This window comes from Rhodothermales bacterium, assembly GCA_041391505.1.
Lineage (GTDB): Bacteria > Bacteroidota > Rhodothermia > Rhodothermales > JAHQVL01 > JAWKNW01.
In genome coordinates this window covers 153,982-176,956 of sequence record JAWKNW010000006.1, presented here as the reverse complement: position 1 = coordinate 176,956, position 22,975 = coordinate 153,982, and the positions used below count along the sequence as shown (strand labels likewise).

At 63.6% G+C, this 22,975-nt stretch carries 18 protein-coding genes; 14 read left to right on the top strand and 4 right to left on the bottom strand.

From position 1 onward, the window contains the following. Window positions 1-38: 38 nt before the first annotated feature. From R2834_08530 to R2834_08520, 3 genes are all read right to left on the bottom strand, one after another. The gene (locus R2834_08530; protein MEZ4700361.1) at window positions 39-797 is read right to left on the bottom strand and encodes an isoprenyl transferase; all 759 of its coding nucleotides are present in this window, start codon (window positions 795-797) and stop codon (window positions 39-41) included. Window positions 798-890: 93 nt separating this feature from the next. After that, the gene (rseP, locus tag R2834_08525) at window positions 891-2,315 is read right to left on the bottom strand and encodes an RIP metalloprotease RseP (protein MEZ4700360.1); all 1,425 of its coding nucleotides are present in this window, start codon (window positions 2,313-2,315) and stop codon (window positions 891-893) included. Window positions 2,316-2,421: 106 nt separating this feature from the next. Then, complete coding sequence (locus tag R2834_08520) at window positions 2,422-3,642, bottom strand: 1-deoxy-D-xylulose-5-phosphate reductoisomerase (GenBank protein ID MEZ4700359.1); 1,221 nt, start codon at window positions 3,640-3,642, stop codon at window positions 2,422-2,424. 141 nt (window positions 3,643-3,783) lie between these two features. Between R2834_08520 and R2834_08515 the strand changes: the two genes are divergently transcribed. The 10 genes from R2834_08515 to R2834_08470 all read left to right on the top strand — a co-directional run bounded on the left by R2834_08515 (window position 3,784) and on the right by R2834_08470 (window position 16,817). Further along, window positions 3,784-5,643, top strand: a complete 1,860-nt coding sequence (locus R2834_08515; protein MEZ4700358.1) for a tetratricopeptide repeat protein — start codon at window positions 3,784-3,786, stop codon at window positions 5,641-5,643. 46 nt (window positions 5,644-5,689) lie between these two features. Then, window positions 5,690-6,961: an asparagine synthetase B gene (locus R2834_08510; GenBank protein MEZ4700357.1), complete on the top strand. Its 1,272-nt coding sequence runs from the start codon at window positions 5,690-5,692 to the stop codon at window positions 6,959-6,961. Between the two features lie 19 nt (window positions 6,962-6,980). Beyond that, window positions 6,981-7,517, top strand: a complete 537-nt coding sequence (locus tag R2834_08505) for an acyl-CoA thioesterase (protein ID MEZ4700356.1) — start codon at window positions 6,981-6,983, stop codon at window positions 7,515-7,517. A gap of 8 nt (window positions 7,518-7,525) precedes the next feature. Beyond that, window positions 7,526-8,026: a hypothetical protein gene (locus R2834_08500; GenBank protein MEZ4700355.1), complete on the top strand. Its 501-nt coding sequence runs from the start codon at window positions 7,526-7,528 to the stop codon at window positions 8,024-8,026. A 253-nt stretch (window positions 8,027-8,279) separates the two neighbouring features. Further along, window positions 8,280-9,206: a dTDP-4-dehydrorhamnose reductase gene (rfbD, locus tag R2834_08495; GenBank protein MEZ4700354.1), complete on the top strand. Its 927-nt coding sequence runs from the start codon at window positions 8,280-8,282 to the stop codon at window positions 9,204-9,206. 9 nt (window positions 9,207-9,215) lie between these two features. Beyond that, window positions 9,216-10,496: a serine--tRNA ligase gene (serS, locus tag R2834_08490; protein ID MEZ4700353.1), complete on the top strand. Its 1,281-nt coding sequence runs from the start codon at window positions 9,216-9,218 to the stop codon at window positions 10,494-10,496. A 556-nt stretch (window positions 10,497-11,052) separates the two neighbouring features. Next, on the top strand, window positions 11,053-12,675 hold the full coding sequence (locus R2834_08485; GenBank protein MEZ4700352.1) for a DUF1800 domain-containing protein: 1,623 nt from the start codon (window positions 11,053-11,055) through the stop codon (window positions 12,673-12,675). Between the two features lie 173 nt (window positions 12,676-12,848). Beyond that, the gene (locus R2834_08480; GenBank protein ID MEZ4700351.1) at window positions 12,849-14,417 is read left to right on the top strand and encodes a DUF1501 domain-containing protein; all 1,569 of its coding nucleotides are present in this window, start codon (window positions 12,849-12,851) and stop codon (window positions 14,415-14,417) included. Window positions 14,418-14,611: 194 nt separating this feature from the next. Next, complete coding sequence (locus tag R2834_08475) at window positions 14,612-15,679, top strand: WG repeat-containing protein (protein ID MEZ4700350.1); 1,068 nt, start codon at window positions 14,612-14,614, stop codon at window positions 15,677-15,679. A 61-nt stretch (window positions 15,680-15,740) separates the two neighbouring features. After that, entirely contained in the window at window positions 15,741-16,817 is a 1,077-nt protein-coding gene (locus R2834_08470) for a WG repeat-containing protein (GenBank protein ID MEZ4700349.1), read from the top strand. A 78-nt stretch (window positions 16,818-16,895) separates the two neighbouring features. Here R2834_08470 and R2834_08465 read toward each other — a convergent pair whose 3' ends face one another. Then, on the bottom strand, window positions 16,896-18,893 hold the full coding sequence (locus tag R2834_08465; GenBank protein ID MEZ4700348.1) for an acyl-CoA dehydrogenase family protein: 1,998 nt from the start codon (window positions 18,891-18,893) through the stop codon (window positions 16,896-16,898). Between the two features lie 297 nt (window positions 18,894-19,190). On the opposite strand from R2834_08465, the gene pyrF reads away from it, so the two are divergent. The 4 genes from pyrF (at window position 19,191) to R2834_08445 (ending at window position 22,957) form a co-directional block, all read left to right on the top strand. Further along, window positions 19,191-20,012, top strand: coding sequence for an orotidine-5'-phosphate decarboxylase (pyrF, locus tag R2834_08460; protein ID MEZ4700347.1), 822 nt, complete (start codon window positions 19,191-19,193; stop codon window positions 20,010-20,012). An 89-nt stretch (window positions 20,013-20,101) separates the two neighbouring features. Next, on the top strand, window positions 20,102-21,586 hold the full coding sequence (locus R2834_08455; protein MEZ4700346.1) for a DUF2851 family protein: 1,485 nt from the start codon (window positions 20,102-20,104) through the stop codon (window positions 21,584-21,586). A 37-nt stretch (window positions 21,587-21,623) separates the two neighbouring features. Next, window positions 21,624-21,923: an antibiotic biosynthesis monooxygenase gene (locus R2834_08450; GenBank protein MEZ4700345.1), complete on the top strand. Its 300-nt coding sequence runs from the start codon at window positions 21,624-21,626 to the stop codon at window positions 21,921-21,923. A gap of 89 nt (window positions 21,924-22,012) precedes the next feature. Next, window positions 22,013-22,957: an HDOD domain-containing protein gene (locus R2834_08445; GenBank protein ID MEZ4700344.1), complete on the top strand. Its 945-nt coding sequence runs from the start codon at window positions 22,013-22,015 to the stop codon at window positions 22,955-22,957. Window positions 22,958-22,975 lie beyond the last annotated feature (18 nt).

Genomic DNA, 22,975 nt, shown 5'->3' with positions numbered 1-22,975 from the left:
ACGTCAGAACGCAGGCGCCTGCGAGATTATTGCAGGGTTCACGAAGTAACGCGTCCGAAACGGCGATCCCGCTGCTGATAACTGGCGATGGCCTCGTACAGGTGGGGCCGGCGGAAGTCGGGCCAGAACGTTTCCGTCAGATACATCTCCGAATAGGCAATCTGCCACAACAGAAAGTTGGAGACGCGAAGCTCCCCGCCGGTGCGGATCAGCAGATCCGGGTCGGGATAGTTCTTCGTGCTGAGCTGGGCGCTGAACAGGGCGTCGTCGATCGCGTCGGGGTCTAGACGTCCTTCGCGGGCCTGGCGAGCCAGTTCGCGGGTGGCGTGCAGGATATCCCAGCGGCCGCTGTAGGACAGGGCCAGGGTGAGGATCATGCGGTAGTCCGCCGGATTCTCCTTGTCGGACTCCTCGAGCACGTTGCGGCAGGCCTCGGGGAGCGCGTCGATATCGCCGATGGCGCGCAGCAGCACCTTGCTGTCCAGCAGCGTTTTTTGCTCCCGCCGGATGGTGTGAATCAGGAGTGTCATCAGGGCATCGACCTCGCTCGGCGGTCGATTCCAGTTCTCGGTGCTGAACGCGTAGAGGGTAAGAAATTCTACCCCGAGCTGCGCGCAGGCTTCGGTGATGTCCCGCACGGATTCGACGCCTTCATAGTGGCCGGTAACCCGGATCTTGCCGCGGGTCTTGGCCCAGCGGCCGTTGCCGTCCATGATGATGGCAACGTGGCGGGGAATCGATCCCTGCGCCTTGAGCGCCGCCTGCTGTGCGGCATCGGAGGTGGGTACGCCTTCCACGAGAGGGGGTTTAAACTGCACGCGAGGATTCCATTTCTGATACCTGTGCGCCGGCCGGCGTTGCCAGGCCCTGCATCCACGTTTTCCGCCCGGTCAAAGCCGGAGGATATCGTTGAATACGAGGAATGTCATGAACACCAGCAACAGGATCATCCCGATCTGCTGCAGCCACATCCGCACCTTGATGGAAGGCTCGCGCCGCGTAATGCCTTCGTAGATCAAAAAGACGAGATGGCCGCCGTCGAGTACCGGAATCGGCAGGATGTTCATGATGGCCAGCGTGATCGACAGCACCGCCACGATCTTCCAGAAATAATACGCGCCGGCCTCGGCCGCCTGCTTGGTCACCCGGGCGACCATGACCGGCCCTCCCAGATTCTCCCGCAGGTTCTCGCGCCCGGTGAACACCCGTTTGAGGCTCGTGACGATGGCGCTGGCGTTGATCCACGTCTCGCGCATCCCGGCGCCCACGGCGCCGGCCAGGTTGTAATGCTCGTAGACCTCCCCGTACGACTGGGCGATGACCGCGTAATCCGGCGTGAGCACCCCGAACTTGTATTTGCCGTCGCTCTCATCGAGACGCGGCGTGATCTGCGCCTCGTAGTACCGGAAACCGTTTTCATGGCGCAGGAGCGTGGTGCCCGCCGGCACCACGGCGTTTTCATCGAACAGCGAATCCGGGCGCGACCACACGACGGCGATCGGTTCGCCGTTCGAAGTCTGGATCAGTTCGGTCATCTGCGCCCAGAAGTGGATATCCGTCCCCCCGATCGACACGATGCGATCGATCGCCTGCAGGCCGGCCTGATCGGCCGACCAGTCGGACGCCACGCCGCCGATGATGGCCGGCATGATGTCGATCCCGAAGCTGGACTTGCCGGAACGACCCAGCTGCGTCATGATGTCATCCGGCCCCTTGAACGTCATCTCCTCGCCATGGCGAACGACGGTAACGGTCATCGGGTCGGCCAGGATGGATTCGATCGACTCGATCTCGTTGAACCGCTCCAGCGGCTTGCCGCTTACATTGACGACGCGGTCGCCCGTCCGAAGCCCCATCTGGTACGCCAGCGAGCTGTCTTTCACATACACCTGCTGGACGCGATCGGCCGGAATGTAGGGCTCGCCATAGACGTATTTGAGCCCGGAGAAGATGATGACTGCGAGAATGACGTTGAAGATGACGCCGGCCGTGATGACCACGATGCGCTGCCAGACGGGCTTGGAGCGAAACTCCCAGGGCTGCGGCTCCGAGTTGATGAACTCGGTATCCATACTCTCATCCACCATGCCGGCGATCTTGACATAGCCGCCCAGCGGCGTCGCCCCGAGCACATATTCCGTCTCGCCCACGGTCTTGCTGAAGATCCTCGGAGGAAAACCGACGGAAAACTTGTCGACCCGCATCTTGAACCATTTCGCGGTGAGAAAATGGCCCATCTCGTGTACGAACACGAGGATGGTGATGGCGAGCAACACCCAGAATAGTGTTGAAAGTATTTCGAGTGCCAGATCCATACTTGCTCCCAAAAAGCGAAAAACAGTGACGTTAGCGGGGTTTCGCGGCGCAAGGCCAGCGCGTACGAGTCAGCCCCACAGACGCCGCTCGCTTGCTGCAGACTATTCAATAGGCAGGGGCGCCGTAGAGTTCCTCGACGCGGCGACGCACGGCCCGGTCCAGCGCTACGAGATCGTCCAGGGAAGGATGCGCCGGCCCGTCGAATTGCGCCATCGCCGTCTCGATCGCCCGGGGAATGTCCACAAAACGGATGCGATCCTTGAGAAACAGGGCGACAGCCGCCTCGTTCGCGGCGTTGAGCACCGCCGGCGCCGCGCCGCCCTGCCGTAAGGCTTCGTAGGCCAGCTCCAGACAGGGAAACTTCCGGCGGTCGGGCCGCTCGAAATCGAGCCGGCCGGCCGCGCTCCAGTCGATCCGCGGATGCGGTGCCGGCCACCGGTCGGGGTAGCTCAGCGCGTACTGGATGGGGACCTTCATGTCCGGCTGCCCCAGCTGCGCCTTGCTGCTGCCGTCGGCGAAGTTGACCAGCGAGTGCACGATCGACTGGGGATGGACGAGCACGTCGATCCGCTCGGGCGGCAGGTGAAAGAGCCAGTGCGCCTCGATCACCTCAAGCCCCTTGTTCATCATGGTCGCGGAATCGATCGTAATCTTGCTGCCCATCGCCCAGTTCGGATGACGCAGGGCCTCCTCCCGCGTGATCCGGTCGAACGTCTCCAGCGGCCGCGTCCGAAAAGGCCCGCCCGACGCCGTCAGGGTGATCGACTCCACCGCGCCGGCCGGCTCGCCGACCAGGCACTGGAAGATGGCGGAGTGTTCGCTGTCCACCGGCACCATACGGCCTCCGTGCGCCCGGAGCAGCGCGTTGACGCGCTCGCCGGCGACGACCAGCGTCTCTTTGTTCGCCAGCGCGATCGTGCATCCCGCCTCGATGCCGGCCACCACCGACTCCAGGCCGGCAAAACCGACGATGGCCGCCATGATCACATCGACACCCTCCCAGCAGGCTGCCTCCCGCAGGCCGCTTTTTCCCTGGAGCACGGCGATCCCTGTCCCCTCCAGCCGCCGGCGCAACGCCTGCGCGGATGCGTCGTCACCCACCGCCACGCAGGCCGGGGAAAACTCCAACGCCTGCGCATGCAGCAGCTCAATATTCCGATTCCCGGCCAGCGCCACAACCTTGAACTTTTCTGGGAATAGCCGTACAACCTCTAGCGTTTGCGTACCGATAGAGCCCGTGGCGCCGAGCACGGCGAGGCGCTGAACGGGCCCTTTATTTGCACGCCCTTTCGCAGATGCACGAGGTCTCGCTTCGTCGCGATTCATAAAGAGTGGATGCTATCGCTGGCGGAATCCCATCCGCCGGAATAAAAAAAACAGGATGCCCCGCGAAGGGCCTCTTCAGGCACTAAACGGCTACGCCGCCGGCTACCTACCTCCCAGGGAGGCCGAAATGTACTGACTCTTATGCGAATTTGTACCCTGCGCACCCTTTTCCTCGGCCTGCTGATCGCGACGGCCCTTCCCGCCGCGGCGCAGCAGATCGACAGCACGCTCGTCGCGCGTTTTCAGCTGGCCGACACCTACCTGCGGGCCGGACAGTTCGATCGCTCCATCTCGCTGCTCGAAGACCTCTACGCCGAGAGCCCGTCTACCTATGTATTCTATGAGAAGCTGAAAGAGGCGTACGAGAGCGTCAAGCGGTATGAGGACGCGATTCGGCTGGTGGACGACCGGATCGCCCGCGAGGATGCGCCCGTCGTGCTCACCGCCCAGAAGGCCCGGCTCTACTACCTCATGGGCGACGAGGCCCAGGCGCTGGCGACCTGGGACGCCGCCGTCGCCCTCGAGCCCGGCAAGGCGACGGCCTATCGCGTCGTCTATCAAAGCCTCGTCGAGGTGCGTCTCTTCGAACAGGCCGTGGCCGTTCTGGAAAAAGGACGCGACGTGCTGGGCGACGCGGCCCTGTTCCGGATGGATCTGGCCTATATGTATAGCCTCACCGGCCGGCATGCCGACGCCATGACCGAATACCTGGGCCTGCTCGACGAGAGCGACCGGCAGCTCAGCTTCGTCCGCAGCCGGCTCGGACGCTTCGTCGAACAGGAAGGCGTGCTGGAAGCCAGCATCCCCGTTGCCGAGGAAGCCGTGCGCAAGACGCCGCTGAACCGTTCCTACCGCGAACTGCTCGGCTGGCTGTACATCGAGGCCGACCGCTTCAGCGATGCCTTCAATACGTACCGCGCGATCGACCGCCTCGAGCAGGAGAACGGCAACGTCCTCTTCGGATTCGCCGAGCAGGCGGCCGACGCCGCCGCCTACAAGGTGGCCTCCGATGCCTACCGGGAGATCCTGGAACGCTACCCCGACTCCCCCGCCGCGGCCGACGCGCAGTTCGGGCTGGGCAGCATGCTCGAAAAACAGGCGGAAGACCTCGGCGAACGCGCCGTCGACGACGCCGGCAACCGCCGGCCGGCCCCGCGTTATGAAGAGGCCCTCGCCGCCTACCAGCTCTTTCTGAAAAAGTACGCCACCCATCCCTACTACCCCGAAGTGCTCGGACGCATCGGCCAGCTGCAACTCGATGTCTTTTTTGATCTCGACGCCGCCGAGACCGCCTACGCCGAGGTCACCGCCATCTACGGCAGCAGCGAGGCGGCGGACGAAGCGGCGTTCGACACGGGGCGCATCGCGCTGATGCGCGGCGACCTGGACGGGGCGCGCCTCATCTTCTCCAAACTCGTGGACCGCCTCCGCATCGGCGAACTCGCCGAACGAGCCCGCTACGAGATGGCCATGCTTCACTTTTACCGTGGCGAGTTCGAGGCGGCGCTCACCATATCCGCCCCGATGAACGAGAATACCTCGACCGATGTCGCCAACGACGCCATCGAGCTGAAGGTGATGCTGATCGAAAACAAGGGACCGGATTCCCTCAACTCGGCGCTCCGCATGTATGCCCGCTCCGCCCTCGCCCTCCGGCAGCGTCATTTCAATGAGGCCCTCGCCACGCTCGATTCGCTTCTGCAAGACTACGGCACCCACCCGCTCGCCGACGAAGCCCGCTACAGCCGCGCCCGGGCACTCCGCCAGGCCGGCCGGGCCGAAGACGCCCTCGCCGCGCTGCTCGAGTTTCCGCTCATTCATCCGACCAGCTATCTGACCGACCGGAGCCTGTTCGAAGCGGCTGATATCTACGAATTCGAACTCGGCAACGACGACGAAGCCGTCACGCTCTATGCCCGGCTCCTGACGGAGTACCCGGGCTCGCTCCTCGGGCCGCGCGCCCGCGAGCGCATCCGTTTTCTCCGGGGCGACGGCATCTGAACCGCCCCCGTTTTGCCTGCTTTTTTCTTCCCGAGCTGATTACACCATGTCCAGATCCACTCCGCTCCTGCTGGCCCTGCTGTTCGCCGGCGTCTTCGCGTCCTCCGTGCAGGGCCAGGATATCCTCGTCCCCATGGATGCGCGGCAATCCGATCACCTCAAGGCCTATGGCGTGGCGTTCTGGACGCTCAAACAGGGCGTCAATGTCGACTGGCTCCTCAACTACCGGGGCGGCTCGTTTCTCATCGCCACCTTCGACGGCCTCGAAAATGAACTGCGCGTACGCGGCGTCTCCTACGAACGCCTGAGCGGTGCGCAGTCGGCCACGATCATCGCCGAGGTCGAAAGCGAAGCCAGCAACACGGCCATGATGCGTCTGGAGAAAGCCCCGCGGGTCGCCGTCTACGCGCCCAAGCAGACGCTGCCGTGGGACGACGCCGTGCTCCTGGCGCTGACCTATGCCGAGGTGCCCTACGACATGATCTACGACGACGACGTGCTCGACGGCAAGCTCAGCGAATATGACTGGATCCACCTCCACCATGAGGACTTCACGGGCCAGTACGGCAAGTTTTTGCAGTACCGTTCCATGCCGTGGTACATCGAGCAGCAACGGCAGGCCGAGACGGCCGCCCGGCGACACGGCTTCCGCAAGGTGAGCCAGTTGAAGCTCGCCGTGGCGCAGACCATCCACGACTATGTCGTCCAGGGCGGCTTCCTGTTCGCGATGTGCTCGGGGACCGACACGTTCGACCTCGCCCTGGCGGCGCACAATACCGACATTGTGCCGGCAGAGTACGATGGCGACCCGATCGACCCGGATGCATTGTCGAAGCTGGATTTCTCGCAAACCTTCGCGTTTCAGGATTTCAAGCCCAACTTCAACGCGCAGCAGTACGAACATTCCAACATCGACACCGGCGCGCCGCCCCCGCAGCTGCGCAACCCGGCGCTCGACTATTTCACCCTCTTTGAGTTCAGCGCCAAGTGGGACCCCGTGCCCACCATGCTGACGCAAAACCACGTGGCCACGGTCAAAGGGTTCATCGGCCAGACGACCAATTTCCGGAAGGATCTCATCAAGCCCAATGTCGTTATCCTCGCCGAATCGCCCGGCCGGGATGAGGTGCGGTATCTCCACGGATCGAGCGGCGAAGGCACCTACACCTTTTACGCCGGCCACGACCCCGAGGACTATCAGCATTTTGTCGGAGATCCCCCCACCGATCTCAACCTGCACAAGAACTCGCCCGGTTACCGGCTGATTCTGAACAACGTCCTCTTCCCGGCCGCGAAGAAGAAGAAACAGAAAACCTGACCAGAACCCGCGCCCCCGTATGTCCGAGAACCGAACCGTCAGCCAGTCCCGCTGCACCATGAGCGAGATCGTGCTGCCCAACGACACGAACAACCTGGGCAACATGATGGGGGGCCGGCTGATGTACCTGATGGACATCTGCGCCGCCATCTCCGCGCAGCGGCATACGAACCACGTGTGCGTGACGGCGGCCGTCGACTCGGTCGAGTTTGAGTCGCCCATCCATCAGGGCGAAATCGTCGTGATCGAAGGCCAGGTCAACCGGACCTTCCGCTCCTCCCTCGAAGTCGAACTCAACGTCTGGGCGGAAAACCCGTTCGCGCAGACGCGGCGCAAGTGCAACCGGGCCTACTACACGTTCGTGGCGATCAACGAGGAGGGGCGACCGGTGCCCGTGCCCCCGATTCACCCGGAAACCGACCATGAGCACGCGAATTTCGAGGCGGCCGCGCGCCGGCGCGAGCTGCGCCTGGTGATCTCCGGCCGGATGGAACTCAAGGATGCCCGACTCATCAAGGAGGACATCATCGGGACCCTGACGCATCGAGACGATTGAGCGGAACCGTGAGCGGCGCCCTATCACGACGGGCCTGGTCGCGCACCGGGCGTTGCCTGACGGTCATCCTCTGGCTCGGGCTGGCTTGTGGCCTCCTGGGGCCCGTAGCCCTGGCGCAACGCGCGACGCACCCCGGCCGCTTCGCCCTCGGGGCACAGATCGGCAAGCCGACAGGCCTCACGTTCAAGCTGTATCTGGAGCAAGACATCGCCCTGGACCTGATGGCCGCATGGGGCTTCGACCGGTCGCTGCTCGCAAACTTCCACGCCTCGTACGAGTATGCCATCCCGGAATCGCCGCTCGGCTTTTTTCTCGGGCCGGGCTTTCTGATCGGGCGGGACATCCGGTCCAACGACGCCCGGCTTCTGTTGGGGCTCTCCGCGCAATTTGGCCTCAATTACTTCACACAGCGCTTCGAGGTTTTCCTTCAGGCACGTCCCAGCATGGAGCTTTTGCCTCAGTCCATCGTGCGGATCGGCGGCTCCGCGGGCCTGCGCTACTATTTCTGAGCGCATCCTGCCCCCGCCGGCGACGTCCCCCGGCCCCTCATTTACAATGGAGCCCCAAAACAGCTATCTTACGACCTGATCTTTCGCACGTAAGCGGTCCGTACAGCGGATGCGGAATAGGTGAGATGGCGCGATGTATGCGCATCCCGCATCCATGCACCGCGCCGCGCCATTATCCGGCAGCCAGGATGCCCGTGCGCAAGGTCCGTTACGTCGTTCAGTGCCGGCGCGCGCCGGCCGTGAGCACCACGATATGTTATACCAGCGAATCCTCATCACCGGCGCAAACGGCCTGCTCGGGCAGGAACTCGTCGCCGCCTTCAGTCCACACCCCGAATTTGACGTCCTCGCAACCGGCAAGGACGAGCAGCCGCGTTTTTCCGGCGGCTCGTATGGCTACACCCAGCTCGATCTGACCAGCGCCGCCGACGTGCGGCACCTCTTCGGGCTTTTCACGCCGGACGTGGTGATCAACTGCGCCGCCATGACGGCCGTGGACCAGTGCGAAGACGAACGCGACGCCTGCTGGCGCATCAACGTCGATGCCGTCGAGCAGATGACGCGGTGCTGTCTGAATTTTGGCGTCAAGCTCGTCCATATCTCCACCGACTTCGTGTTCGACGGCAAGGGCGGCCCGTATACGGAAAACCAGCGGCCCGACCCGGTCAACTTCTACGGCAAATCGAAGCTTGCCGCCGAGAACGCCATCCTGAAGTCGGGCCTCGGGCGATGGGCCATCGCGCGCACGGTGCTGGTCTATGGCGCCGGTGAGAACCTGACGCGCTCCAATATCGCGCTCTGGGTGATCGACAAGCTCAGCCGGGGCGAGGAGATCCAGGTGGTGGACGACCAGTGGCGCACGCCGACGTACGCGCCCGACCTCGCGCAGGGGATCCTGCGGCTCATCAAGTTCGACAAGACCGGGATCTACCACCTCTCCGGACGCGAATACCTCAGCGTGTACGATTTCGCCCAAAAAATCGCCGCCATGTTCGATCTCGACGCCACGCTCATCAAGCGAACAAATAGCTCGGGATTCAGTCAAAAGGCGCTTCGTCCGCTCAACACGGGTTTTATCATTCTAAAAGCTGAAAGCGAGTTCGGGTACAAGCCGCGCACGATCGAGCAGTCGCTCATCGACCTCGGGGCGCGCCTCGGCCTGCCCGTCTCCACCCCCTGATCGCGTAGTATGATCGACATCCATATCCTCCGCACCGAACCCGACCGGGTGCGGAAAGCCATTCGCGACAAGCACATCGACGCCACCGGTGTCGTAGACCGAATCCTGGCGCTCGACGCGTCGCGCCGCGATACGCTCACGCGGCTCCAGGACCTCCAGACCCGCGCCAATGAGATCGCGCGCGACATCGGCCTGCTCATGCGGGAAGGCCGGCGCGACGAGGCCGAGCTGAAAAAGGCGGAGAGCACGGACATGAAAGGCGTCGTCAAATCGCTCGAAGATGAGGCGCGCGCCGTCGAACAGCAGCTCGACGACCTCCTGCTGGAGATCCCGAACATCCCGCACGAAAGCGTGCCCCTTGGCGCGTCGCCGGAAGACAACGTCGTCGCCCATATCTGGGGGGATGAGCCGGCATTCGACTTTGAGCCGCTCCCGCACTGGGATCTCGCCGCGCGTCACGGCCTGCTCGACTTCGAGCGGGGCGCCAAGGTGACCGGCGCCGGCTTCCCGTTCTACATCGGCAAGGGCGCTCGCCTCCAGCGCGCCCTGATCCAGTTCTTTCTGGACCTGGCCGTCGACGAAGGGGGCTACACCGAGATGCAGCCGCCCGTCTTCGTGAACGCCGACAGCGCCCGCGGCACCGGCCAGCTTCCCGACAAGGAAGACCAGATGTACGAGATGACGCGCGACGCGCTCTACGCCGTGCCGACGGCCGAGGTGCCCGTCACGAACTACCATCGGGACGAGATCCTCGCCGAAGACGACCTCCCGATCAAGTATTGCGCCTACACCCCGTGCTTCCGCCGGGAAGCCGGCTCCTACGGAAAGGACGTGCGCGGCCTGAACCGGCTCCACCAGTTCGACAAGGTCGAGCTCGTGCAGATCGTGCCGGACGACGCCAGCTACGCCGCGCTCGAATCGCTTCGGGAGGATGCCGAACGTCCGCTCCAGCGGCTCGGCCTGCGCTATCGCCGGCTGCTGATGTGCACCGCCGACATGGGCTTCACCCAGTCGAAGAAATACGACCTCGAGGTCTGGAGCGCCGGCCAGCAGCGCTGGCTGGAGGTCTCCTCGGCCTCCAACTTCGAGGCCTTCCAGGCGCGCCGGCTGTCGTTGCGGTACCGGAAAGCCGGCGGCAAGAAGCCGGTTTTCGTCCACACGCTCAACGGCAGCGGGCTGGCGCTGCCCCGGATCGTGGCGGCGTTGCTCGAAAACGGCCAGCAGGCCGACGGCAGCATCCTGATCCCCGAAGCCCTGCGTCGCTATACCGGTTTCGATCGCATCGGCTGAAGCGATCTAACAGGTTAATCAAATGAGGCCGTCTGCAAAAACCCAGGCGGCCTTTTTGATTTTTCGGCAAGCCTATTGCCCCGTCTCATTCGCGCGCTCAGAGTGGGACCCGGTCTGGCTGCCCTCCCCGGGGACGCCCTGACCCCTACCGTCTAACCCCGCATTTTCACACACCGGACCCGCGGCGGTCGACCGCCGGCCAGATTCTTCGAGCGGCCGTTCGCCCCCTTTGCGCCCCCTTTCCGGCCCCTCGCCGGCGCATGCCGCCGTAGGCCATTTTACCGCCGGCTCGGCCGGCAATATGCCCTTTTCTGTGCATTTAACGCGGCTTTTGACCCCGGGCGTTCCTTTTTGTAACGGCGGGATACCCCATATCGGACCGCCCTGGCCACGGTCCCGTCCGTAAAACGTCCGCAGGCCGTCGAACGATGTTTGGCACAGTAGATGGAATGAGGGAGGCAAGCAAGTATGCCTCTCTCCCCCAGGTGAGTCCCTCCACTCTCGCAGAGGCCATCCATACTCCGCACGGTTTGATTGCACACATTGGGACCTTACCATGAACAGACGTAGCTTTATCGGCGTGCCGGCCAGAAACACGGCGCCGATGCCGGCATCGCAAGCGGCGATGGCGATTCAGCCGCATACCGCACCCCTCACGCGCGCAGATGCCCGACATCTGGTTACCCGTAGCGAATTTGGCGCTCGCCTGCGGCGTGTCAACGGGTTCATCGGAATGACGGCTGAGGAAGCCGTTGCTATTATTCTGCAGGAAGCCGAAGAGAACGCCCTCCCGGAAGCCCCCACCTGGTACAAGAACAAGCTCTCGGGCGATATCGACGACTTGTATAAAGTGCAGCGCGACTGGATGTGGCGCATGAAAGAGCAGGGATTCATCGAAAAGATGACCCTCTTGCTGCACAACCACCTCGTCACCGGGTACAGCGTCTACGAGCGGCCGTATTATGCCTACACCTACTACGAGCTGCTCCGCACGTATGCGCTCGGCAACTTCAAGGAGCTGATCTTCGAAATCGGGCTCGACCCGGCCATGTTGTTCTATCTGGACAACAACTCCAACGTGCCGACGACCGACGAGCAAGGCAACCCCGCCGGCTCGAACGAGAACTACGCCCGCGAATTGCTGGAGCTGTTCACCATGGGCCAGTACGGTCCGGGCGGCAGCCTCAACTACACCGAGGCCGACATCAAACAGATCGCCCGCGTCCTGACCGGATGGCAGGTCGATGAAAGCCGCTTCCGCACCGTGTCGAAAAGCACGCTGCACGACAGCGGCACCAAAACGATCTTCGGCCAGTCGTTCCAGGGTAACGCCGACCCCGAGGTCGAATATGCGCAGCTGATCGACTTCATCTTTGCGCAGCGCGGATCCCAGATCGCGCACTATCTGTGCCGCAAGCTCTACGTGTACTTCGTCAACCCGGTCCCGGATGAAGCCTTCATCGCCGAGATGGCTGCGGTCATGGTGGACAACGACTACGAGTTGAAGCCGGTGCTCCAGACGCTCTTCACGAGCCAGCGCTTTTTCTCGCCGACGTACTACGGCTCGCGCATCAAGAGCCCGATCGATTTCCTCATCGGTTTCCTGAACGAGACCGAAACGCCGCCGAGCGACAGCGTGCTCGAATACATGCGCCAGCAGCTCGAGCCGCGCTCGATGAACCAGGAGCTCTTTAACCCGCCGAACGTCGCCGGCTGGCCCGGCATGAATCCGCCGGATGCGGCCAACGCGCCGGGCGACGAAAAGTGGCTGACGACGAGCCTCCTGCCCGAGCGCTGGAACATCATCGCCGACCTCACCGACGGCGCTGCCGGCGATTTCGACCCCGTCGAAGTGGCCGTGCGCGTGTCCGATCCCGCGAACCCGTTCAAGATCGCAGAAGACCTCGCACGGACGCTCGTCCCGGTGCCGCTGGATATTGCGAGCATCCGCGACGTGAGCGAAAGCTTCGCCGGCGACCCGGATACGCCGCCGCCGGCCTCGGTGCTGAGCGATCCCATCGTCTCGAACGTCTCCAAGGTGCTTCTCGGCGACATGCCGCACTACGAATGGCCCGACATCGTCAATGGCCCCGGCACCGACAAGGCGCGCGCACGCATCGTGCTCCAGCACTACATCGCGCTCCTGAGCCGCGAGATCCCTGAATACCAGTTGCACTAACCCTCGCCCAGGCCCCCCGTTTTCGCCTCAAGAAACGGACTTTAACACGCAGGTTATAACCCATGCACGAGCATTGTCATCATCACCATCACCACGGGCACGAGGGTCACGGGCATGAAGGGTCGCGGCGCGGCCGCCGTCTCGAGGACGGTGCAGCGCACACCCAGGACCACATGGCCTGGTCCCGCCGCGACTTCCTCACCCGTCTGGGAATGGGTGTCGCCGGCGCCTCGGTCATGCTCAACGGGAGCCCCGTCACCGCATTCGGCCACGCGCCGATCCTCCAGGCGCTTCAAAACGCCGAAGTCGATCGCATCCTGGTGCTCATCCAGCTCAACGGCGGCAACGACGCCCTGAACACGGTCGTCCCCTACGAGATCGACGAATACTATCGGGTTCGCCCCACGATCGCGATCCCGAAAAGCTCCGTGGTCGCCCTGGAACGCGATCACGGTCTTCACCCCGCCATGGCGAGCCTGACCAACCTCTGGAATAACAACAGCCTCGCCGCCATCCTCAATACCGGCTACCGCAGTTCGACGCGCTCGCACTTCGAAGGCACGGTCAACTGGGCGACGGGCAGCGGCAATGTCATCGGCAGCGGCAACGCCAACTTCACGTCCGGCGTGTGGGGGCGGTATGTCGAGGACGTCATCGACAACCTCGGCCAGCCGATCGACCATCCGATGGCCGTGCTGATCGGCGGACCGGTGTCGCTCTTCCAGAGCAACCTGGGCAACCTCGGCGTGAGCCTCGGCGACGCGCAGTTCATCGAGGAGATCGCGCGCCGCGGTCTCTACGACGCGAACGACAGCCGTGTCAACGGGGTCGCCTACGGCCGACCGCTGAAATACGTCCGCGCCGTCGCCAACGCCGCGTTGAGCTATGTGTCCTCGATCCAGCGCGCCGCCAACAACGGATCGAACCTCGCCGGCACGTACCCGACCGGCTTCGGCAGCAACCTCGCCGCCGCCGCGCGCCTCATCCGGGGCGGGCTTGGCGCCAAGGTCATCTCCGTCTCCATCGGCGGCTTCGATACGCACTCGAATCAGGGCGGCGCCACGGGCCAGTACGCGGACCGCTGGCGGAATATCGCCGACTCGGTGGCCGCGTTTTATCAGGACCTCGCCGTCGACGGGCTCAACGACAAGGTGCTTACGATGACCTATTCGGAATTCGGACGCACCCTGGGCGAAAACGGCTCGCGCGGCACCGACCACGGCGCCGGCGCCTCGATGCTCATGTTCGGCCCCGGCCTCAAACGCGGTGTCTACGGGCAGCAGTCCGACCTCATCACCCAGCTGTACGGGGGTGATCCCGAGCCGTCGACGGACTTCCGCTCGGTGTACGCCTCCATCCTGCAGGACTGGTTCGGCCTGCCGGCCGGCGAAGTCGACGGCATGCTTGGCACGGCGATGCCGCGGATGGATTTCATCGAGAACAAGATCCGCGTCAGCAACGAGCCGACGCCGGTGCCGGAGGCCTTCGAGCTTTCCCAGAACTACCCGAATCCGTTCAATCCGACGACGAATATCGGGTACACGCTCAATCAACCCAGTCGCGTGACGCTCCAGGTGCACGACGCCCAGGGCCGGCTTGTCCGGACGCTGGTCGACGAGTACCAGACCGCCGGTTCGCACCAGATCGACTTCGAGGGCGGACGCATGCCGAGCGGCACCTATTTCTACACCCTGAAAACCCCCGATGGTGTCAAGACACGGTCGATGGTCTTCATGAAGTAATACTGAGTAACTCGTGTTACGCAAGGCATCGTGTCCATCTGTGGATGCAAGATAAAGGATGCAGGATTTCGTCCGAAAAGCCTGGTGCCCGGTACAAAATCCTGCATCTTGCATCCTGCATCAGATTACCAGGCACACGGCTGCGTAAGATCAGTGAGTAAGGAGTCCATCCTACGCTTCATCCAGCAGTAATCATGAAATCAGTAATCACGAAAAACGTGGTGGCGAGCGCGATACTCGCCACCACGCTCCTCTGCCTCGGCGGCGTCCTCCTGAGTGGATGCGATCTGTTCGAGGAGTCCGATTCGGCATCGCTCGAAGGCGACGCCAGCCAGCTGTATCCCGTCCAGATCGATGGAAAATGGGGGTACATCAACGGGTTGGGACGCATCATCATCCTGCCGGCGTACGACAACGCCCGCGACTTCTCCGAAGGCATGGCCGCCGTGCAGTTGAACGGCCTCTGGGGCTACGTCAATGAAAAAGGCGCGGTCATCGTCCAGCCCCAGTTCCAGGTCGCCGGCCGCTTCGCCGAAGGGATGGCGTTCGTCCGCGGCACCGCGCTCGACGACCTGTACGGGTTCATCAACAAGGAGGGCACGACGGTCATCCAGCCCCAGTTCGAGCTGGCTCAGCCGTTCTCCGAGGGGCTCGCGCCGGTTCGCACCGACACCCGCTGGGGCTTCATCAACCGCTCGGGAGAGATGGTGATCGAGCCGCGCTACAGCGACGCGCATTCCTTCTCCGACGGCCTCGCCGCCGTGGAAGGGCTCAGCGGCTGGGTCTACATCAGCAAAAACGGCGAAACGGCCATCAGCCCCGAGCTGACGGTGCAGGTCCTGGGCGACTTCGTCGACGGCTATGCGCCGTTCGAGACCGGCGAAGGCTGGGGATACCTCGACACCAAGGGCAACCCCATCATCTCGCCCCGCTTCGGCAGCGCCGAGCCGTTCTCCGAAGGGCTCGCCGTGGTCGCCATCAACGAAGGCTTCGAGTTCATCAACAAGAAGGGCGAGATCGTCGTCTTCGGCGAATTCCGGGAGGCGCAGCCCTTCTCGGAGGGCATGGCCGCGGTCCGCATCAACAGCGACTGGACCTTCGTCAGCAAGGCCACGGGCCGCGTAGCGATGGAGCGGAATTTCGATGCCGCCGAACCCTTCCGGGGCGGGCTGGCCCGCGTCCTCATCGGCGACCCCAACAACAATCCGCGCATCGGCTATATCGATCGCTCCGGCAAGTACGTCTGGTATCCCATGAACTGATCGGAACGGACGTCCGACTCCTTCTTGCCGGCGCACGCCGGACCATCAAGCGCATATGATCATGAAGTATTCTGTATTGTATCTGTTCGCCGCACTGGCCGTCAGCATCAGCCTGACCGGGTGCGATTTCATCAGCGGGCTCACCTCGAACGACGAGACGAACGAGACCGACGGCATCGCGCTGTTCCCCGTCCGCATCGACGGCAACTGGGGCTTTATCAACGAAAACGGCCGCATCATCATCGAGCCGCAGTTCGACGCGGCGCGCGACTTCCAGGATGGCCTGGCGCGTATTCGGGAAGGCGCCGTCGGCTACATCGACCCGGCCGGCGAATACGTGATCGAACCCCGTTTCCAGGATGGGCGTCCGTTCTCGGAAGGCTTCGCGGCCGTACAGGTCGACGGGCGATGGGGGTTCATCAATCGCTCCGGCGCCTTCGCCATCAACCCCCAGTACACCGCCGCCTACAGCTTCAAGAACGGCCGCGCGTTCATTCGCACGTCGGACTTCGACTGGGAGTACATCGACTCGCGCGGCAACATCGTCCGCACGCTCGAAACGCCCGAATTGAACGAATTCGAGGATACCGGCAACGACTTCAACAGCGGTCGCGCGCTGGTGCTCGACTTCAACTCGAACCAGTACGGCTTCATCGATGAGAGCGGCAACATGGTCGTCGACTTCCAGTACGCCGAGGCGAGGAGCTTTTCGGACGGGATGGCGGCCATCAAGATCAGCGACAGCTGGGGCTTTATCGATCCGGGCAACAACGCGAAGATTCCGCCGAAGTATATCGAAGCCGGCGACTTCAGCGAGGGCCTTGTCGCCGTACGCGAAAACACCAATACGTGGGGCTACGCCGACAAGTCGGGCCGGATGGTGATCGAACCCCAGTTCGAGGACGCCCGCCCGTTCTCGGAAGGCCGCGCCGCCGTGCTGATCGACGGGTTCTGGGGCTATATCGACAAGTCGGGCAACGTCATCGCGCAGCCGGACTTCGACGTGGCCTCGCCCTTCCACAAAGGCCTCGCGCAAGTCATCATCGAGACGCGCGACCCGAACAACGAAAACAACATCATCACCAACATCGGCTACCTGGGTCGCGACGGGAAATACGTCTGGTATCCGACGCGGTGAAAAGGTTCAGGGACTGAGGTTCAAGGTTTAAGGAGCGCGATGCCCTTAAACCTTGAACCTCGATCCTGAAACCCTTCATCACGTGCGCGCCCGGGGCTTTGACGGCTTTCCGGGCGCATTCACTTTGGCGGACGCCTCGCTCATGGCGCCATCGCCGGCCGTGGCTGCGGTGCCCGGGAACTGTTTGATGTGTTCGGCGGGGGGCTGCTTTCCGGTGCCGGCGGCCACGGGGGAGGATTCCGGGATGTAGAAGTCGGCATTCGGCAGGCTGTCGCTATGCCGGCGCGCCGCCTCGGCGGCCTTGCGCATGCTGTCGTCGGTGTTGTTGCGGAGCTCGCCGATGTTGCGGTAGAACGCCTGCTCGAACAGGTCGAAGGCATGCGCGAGGGCGGCCTTGTCCCGCTCGTAGGCGAGCCCGTATTCGCCGTTGCGAATCTGGCCGTCCATCTTCGCCATCGCCGCGGAGAGCGCGAACAGGTAGATGGCGTTGTCGGCGACGCGCGCCTGCACGGCCTGCCGCTTGACGATGTGCTCGCGGTTCCACTTGCTCGCCATCTTGAAATAGTACGCGTGCCGCTGCACCATCGTCGCCAGCCGGGTTGCGTACCCTTCCAGCAGCGGGTGTGCGCTGCGCATGAGCGGTTTCGGCGAACGGATGCCGAGAAACAGTTCCGCGCCCAGCGGGATGGCTCGCCGGAGCAGATAGCCCCGGGTGCCGTTGCCGATGATACGGGCCAGGTTGTCCAGCACGGAATCCGCCTTGTCCCAGGCCAGCGCCTGTTGAATCCCCATCATCTGCTCGGCGATCTGCTTGCCGCCGTAGGCGAAGATGAAGGACTGCATCACTTCGTTCGAGCCCTCGACGATCCGGTGGATGCGGTTGTCCCGCCAGATCCGGTCGAGTTCGTTTTCCGTCATGTAGCCCTCGCCGCCCATGATCTGCATCGCGTCGTCGATCACCTCCCAGCCCATGTGGGACGAAAAGACTTTCGTGATGGCCGTTTCGACCATGATGTCGCGGTCCTGTCGATCGAGCATGCCCGTCATCATGTACAGCAGCGCGTCCATCGTGTACGTGAGCGCGCTCATGCGGGCGATTTTCTGCTGGACCAGCTCGAACTCGGCCAGCGGCCGCTCGAACTGGAAGCGGGTCTGCGCCCACTTTATGCTTTGATTCATGGCCCGCCGCGCCGCGCCGATGACGCCGGCGCTCAGGGTGCAGCGGCCGTAGTTCAGGCAGGTAAGGGCCACGTTCAGCCCTTTGCCTTCATGGTGAAGCAAATTGGCGCGAGGCACCTTCACATCGTGAAAGCGGATACGGGCCTGCCAGGTGCCTCGGATACCCGTCTTGCTCCGGTTGTTCTGGAAAATCTCCACCCCGTCCATGTCCGGCGTGCAGATGAGGGCCGTCACGCCTTCGCGCGGTTTGCCCGTCGCCGGATCGGTGTAGGTGTGTTTGGCCATCACGGTGAACACGCCGGCGAGTGCGCCCGACGTGCTCCACTTCTTCTCCCCATTGAGGATGTAATGGGTGCCGTCCTCGCTCAGGACGCAATGCGTCCGCTGGCCGGCCGCGTCCGACCCTACGTCCGGCTCGGAGAGGCAAAAGGCCGACAGGAATTTGCGGGAGACCAGCGGCAGCCAGTGCTTCTTCTGCTCCTCCGTGCCGAACAGCATGATCGCCTTGCAGCCGATCGACTGGTGCGCCGAAACGATCACCGCCGTCGAGCCGCAATGGCTGCCGATCATCTCCAGGGCCCGGTTGTAGCTCGTCACGCCCAGGCCGAGGCCGCCGTATTCTTCGGGGACGGTCATCCCCATCACGCCGATCTCGAACAGCCGGTCGAAGCACCACTGCGGCACGTATTGCTCCTGATCGATCAGAACGGCCGGGTGCTCTTCCTTGAGATAACGTTCGAGTTCGGCCAGCATCCGATCGCACTTCTCGCGCTCGGAGCGGCTCTCGCGCGGATACGGGAAGATCAGGTCTTCACGATAGCGGCCGGCGAACATGTTCTTGACGAAACCGAGCTCGCGCGGATCCGGCCCCATCATCGCTTCTATATCCTGGATCATCTTTCGGTCTTTCGCCGAAACATGCTTCATATTGCTCAAACTGGTAGCTGACATACGTCCTCCATCATCTATAAATCAAGCCCGAACGGGGCATAGAACAGGTAACGACACCGTGATCGGCAAAGATGCGTCGAAGCGCCGATTGGATGAAAGCCCTTCCGCCGAGGGTCGGTTGACTACACGGGACGGTCGAATCCGGTTCCTCCCGATTCGCGGAAGCTCCATAGACATTTCAGGGTTCGGTGGATGTATATTCGGGTGCCCGCTGTACGCCGCCATCGACGCCCGTTTGACCGCATGACCTTCGCCCGAAAGCTGACGCTCGCCCAGGAAAACAAACGCTCCCTGCTTTGTATCGGCCTGGATCCGGATCTCCCCAAACTGCCTGATGCGCTGCGTCGGAGCCACACGCCGGCCGAGGCCATCGTCGCCTTCAACGCGGCCATCATCGAGGCCACAAAGCCCTACGCCAGCGCGTACAAGATCAACTTCGCCTTCTACGAAGCCTTCGGCGCCGCCGGCTGGGAGGCGCTCGAAAAGACCCGGCGTCTCCTGCCCGACGACACCATCGCCATCGCCGACGCGAAACGTGGCGATATCGGCAACTCGGCCCAGTTTTACGCGCGATCGGTGTTTGAGGATCTCGGGTTCGACGCCTGCACGGTCTCTCCGTATATGGGGGGCGACTCCGTGGAGCCCTTCCTGCAATTCCCCGGCAAGGCGATCTTTATCCTGGCCCGCACGTCGAACCCCGGCGGCGCGGACCTCCAGGAGCTCGAGGTGGACGGCGAAAAACTGTACCTGCGCACCGCGCGCCTCGCAAGCCAGTGGGATGGGCGCTGGCCCGGCGAAGCCGGCCTGGTCGTGGGCGCCTCCGACGCCGGCCCCGTTCGCGCCATCCGCGAGGCCTGCCCCTCCCTTCCCTTTCTCATCCCCGGCATCGGCGCCCAGGGCGGCGACGCCCGGTCGATCCTCCAGGCGGCCGGGACCGGGTACGGCCTGAACCTCGTCAACAGCAGCCGGAATATCCTCTTCGCGTCATCGGGAGCCGATTTTGCCGAGGCGTCCGCGCAGGCCGCCCTGCGACAGCGCGACGAACTGAACGCCGTCATCGCCTGATTTTTCTGCGGCGCAGACGGTATGCCGCACCGCGGGCAGGTGTCTAGAAGGATGATCCCTTTCCAGCCACCTCGACATCGCATGCGGACATGTCCGATCCCCGCTCTGCTTCTGCCTCATCCGAACGCTGGTATGTGTACGGATTCGACGGCGCATGGGTTGAAGTCCACCTCCACGAGCCGCCCTCGCCGGCGCGCGTCCCCGAACGCCTCCTCCACGACATCTGGGCCACGCAGCGCTTCGATCGGGCGGAATTGAGCCTGGTCGACGGCCGAAGGCTTCAGGTGGCGCATCCCGGTCTGCCCAACCCCCACGGCGGTCCCGACTTCCGGGATGCGCGTATCGAGATCGAGGGCGCCTGGCTCGACGGGGACATCGAACTGCACATCGCTTCCGGCGACTGGCAATCCCACCGGCACGAACGCGATCCGGCATACAACGGCACGGTGCTCCATGTGACGCTCTTTCCCGACGTCTTCACCGGCCGGCTCCGGCGCGAGGACGGGGTCGTCCTCCCCGAATGCGTCCTGGCGCCGCGGTTGCAAGCCCCGCTCCGGAGCCTGCTCTACGACTTCCACCGGCTGCAGCAGGACAGCCTGCCGTGCGCGTCGATGCTCGGCCAGGTCGATCCGCAACGCGTGGGGCGATGGATCGAAACGCTCGGCGTTCGGCGCGTGGCGTCGCGCAAGACCGAACTGGCGAACGCCTATCTGGCCGAGCCCGATCTGGAGTCGATGCTGCATCGAGCCGTGTTTCACGCGCTCGGCGCGGAGCCGAACGGCCACGCGCTCGAGGAACTGGCGCGCCGGCTTCCGCTGTCGATCGTGCGCCGGCTCGTCGATCCGCTCGACCTGGAGGCCCTGCACCTGGGCACCGCCGGCTTCCTGCCCGTACCCCGCACGGCCCTCCTTCGTTCGGACCGACCCGCATCGGATGCCATCGTCGAGCTCGAAACACGCTACGAGGCCCTGAACGCCCGGCTGGGCATCGTGCCGATGTCCGCGTCGGCGTGGCAGTTTTTCCGGCTCCGGCCCGCCAACTTCCCCACGCTCCGCATCGCCCAGGCCGCGGCGCTCATCCAGTCCGGCGGTTTCCTGCACCAGGATCCGGTGGGCGACGCCATCCGCGCGCTTCGAAGCGGCGCGTCGCCGGATGCCTTCTTCGCGCTGTTCGATACCCCGCCGTCGCGTTTCTGGAACGAGCACTACCGCTTCGGGAAACGGAGCCGCAGCCATCATGACGCCGGCATCGGACGACCGCGGCGCGAACGGATCCTCCTCAATGCCGTCGCACCGCTGCTGGCGCTCGTCGCCGAGCAACACCAGGATATGGCGCTGGAAGAGGCCGTCTTCGCCGCGCTAAGACGCTGCAAGCCCGAGCGCGACCACATCACCGCGCGATTCGATGCCCTCGAACGCATCCCGCAGCACGCCGTGGCCACCCAGGGCCTGCACGCGCTGTTCAGATCGTACTGCCAGGAGGCGCGGTGCCTGTCTTGCGAGATCGGCCGGCAGCTCACCGAAGCGCCCTCGGTACCACCCGGGCCGGGGATCCTGCCCGATAGCGGCCGGTAGATGCACGGCGATCCCTATCATCTGACAGCCTGCCGCCGTGATCATCCGCATCGTACGCCTCACCCTCCAACCGGACGCCGTTGCCGCCTTCGACGCGCTATTCGCAGCGACATCGCCCACCATACGCGCCTTCCCGGGATGCCGGCACCTCGAACTGCTGGCCGACACCTCGGCGCCCGCCATCCGCACCACGTATTCGCTCTGGGCCGACGAGGCGTCGCTGGAAGCCTACCGATCGAGTGACTACTTCCGGTCCGTCTGGCGGCAAACGAAACCGCTCTTTGCCGAGCCGGCAGTCGCGCACAGCTACCGGAGTTTATGTGTAGTCGACGCTTAACCAGGGGGGTTCTGCTCCGATAATACCGATGCGACCCCGATAGATAATCCCTGCGGCCTCCCACGGGCCTGCCCATGTCAGCCATCGCCATGCCGTCTATGATACACGAAGGCCACAAGGAAACCGATCAGCGATCCCAGTTGCTTTACGACCTGGAATTGCGTTTTCCTCCGCTCTCGAGGACGGTATCGGAAATCTCCGCCCTCCTCTCCAACAAGAGCGAGGCGCCGAGCACCGAACGGCTCATCGAAATCGTGGAGATGGACCCCGTCGTGGTGTCGTCCGTTTTGCGCCGCATCAACTCGGCCTATTACGGGCTGCAGCGTCATTTTGACGACATCAGCAAAGCCATCGTCATGATCGGCTTTATGGAAGTCAGCAACATCGTGCTTACGTCCGGCTACGTCGGCGTGCGCAAGAGCGTGACCTCGAAAGCGCACGCCGCCCTCCTCGAAAAGCTGATTCGCATCAGCGTGGGCACCGGATTTTTCATGCGTTTGCTCTCGAGCCGGATCCAGGTCTCCCACATGGCGACGGCCTACACCACAGGGCTGCTGCACAGCGTGGGCCGGCTGGTGTTGCTCTACAACAATCCCGACGAATACGCCGACCTCTGGGAAGAAAACCGAACCGGCTACGCGCCTTCGGCCGAGGCCGAGTTGAACCGGCTGGGCATCGACCACACGCAGCTGGGCGGCATCGCCGCCGCACACTGGAATTTGCCGTCGCCGATCGGCGAGCTGATCGAATCGTATCTGACGCCGGGGCATATCGAGGACCCGATGCTTCGGACGCTGGCGCTCAGCCTCAAGGTGAGCGTGAACGTGGCCGAGCAAGTCTGCGCCTACCGCGATGCGCTGGCGGCCGAGGGCCAGACCGCCTTCGATGAAGTCCGCCCCGATTTTGCGTTCTCGTTTATTCCCGAACTGGCGCTGCTGGCCCAGTCCTGCGGCAAAAACACACAGGATCTCGAACACCTGATCTCGTCCAACCAGCAGGATGCGTTCCAGTATATCGAAAGCATGACGCAGTGAAAGGCCCCGCGCGTCGCC

Bases quoted from the DNA above. Each gene is read 5' to 3' on its own strand.
- rseP (MEZ4700360.1), bottom strand. From the start codon at position 2,315: ATGGATCTGGCACTCGAAATACTTTCAACACTATTCTGGGTGTTGCTC.
- R2834_08520 (MEZ4700359.1), bottom strand. From the start codon at position 3,642: ATGAATCGCGACGAAGCGAGACCTCGTGCATCTGCGAAAGGGCGTGCA.
- R2834_08515 (MEZ4700358.1), top strand. From the start codon at position 3,784: ATGCGAATTTGTACCCTGCGCACCCTTTTCCTCGGCCTGCTGATCGCG.
- R2834_08510 (MEZ4700357.1), top strand. From the start codon at position 5,690: ATGTCCAGATCCACTCCGCTCCTGCTGGCCCTGCTGTTCGCCGGCGTC.
- R2834_08505 (MEZ4700356.1), top strand. From the start codon at position 6,981: ATGTCCGAGAACCGAACCGTCAGCCAGTCCCGCTGCACCATGAGCGAG.
- rfbD (MEZ4700354.1), top strand. From the start codon at position 8,280: ATGTTATACCAGCGAATCCTCATCACCGGCGCAAACGGCCTGCTCGGG.
- serS (MEZ4700353.1), top strand. From the start codon at position 9,216: ATGATCGACATCCATATCCTCCGCACCGAACCCGACCGGGTGCGGAAA.
- R2834_08485 (MEZ4700352.1), top strand. From the start codon at position 11,053: ATGAACAGACGTAGCTTTATCGGCGTGCCGGCCAGAAACACGGCGCCG.
- R2834_08480 (MEZ4700351.1), top strand. From the start codon at position 12,849: ATGGCCTGGTCCCGCCGCGACTTCCTCACCCGTCTGGGAATGGGTGTC.
- R2834_08475 (MEZ4700350.1), top strand. From the start codon at position 14,612: ATGAAATCAGTAATCACGAAAAACGTGGTGGCGAGCGCGATACTCGCC.
- R2834_08470 (MEZ4700349.1), top strand. From the start codon at position 15,741: ATGAAGTATTCTGTATTGTATCTGTTCGCCGCACTGGCCGTCAGCATC.
- R2834_08465 (MEZ4700348.1), bottom strand. From the start codon at position 18,893: ATGATCCAGGATATAGAAGCGATGATGGGGCCGGATCCGCGCGAGCTC.
- pyrF (MEZ4700347.1), top strand. From the start codon at position 19,191: ATGACCTTCGCCCGAAAGCTGACGCTCGCCCAGGAAAACAAACGCTCC.
- R2834_08455 (MEZ4700346.1), top strand. From the start codon at position 20,102: ATGTCCGATCCCCGCTCTGCTTCTGCCTCATCCGAACGCTGGTATGTG.
- R2834_08445 (MEZ4700344.1), top strand. From the start codon at position 22,013: ATGCCGTCTATGATACACGAAGGCCACAAGGAAACCGATCAGCGATCC.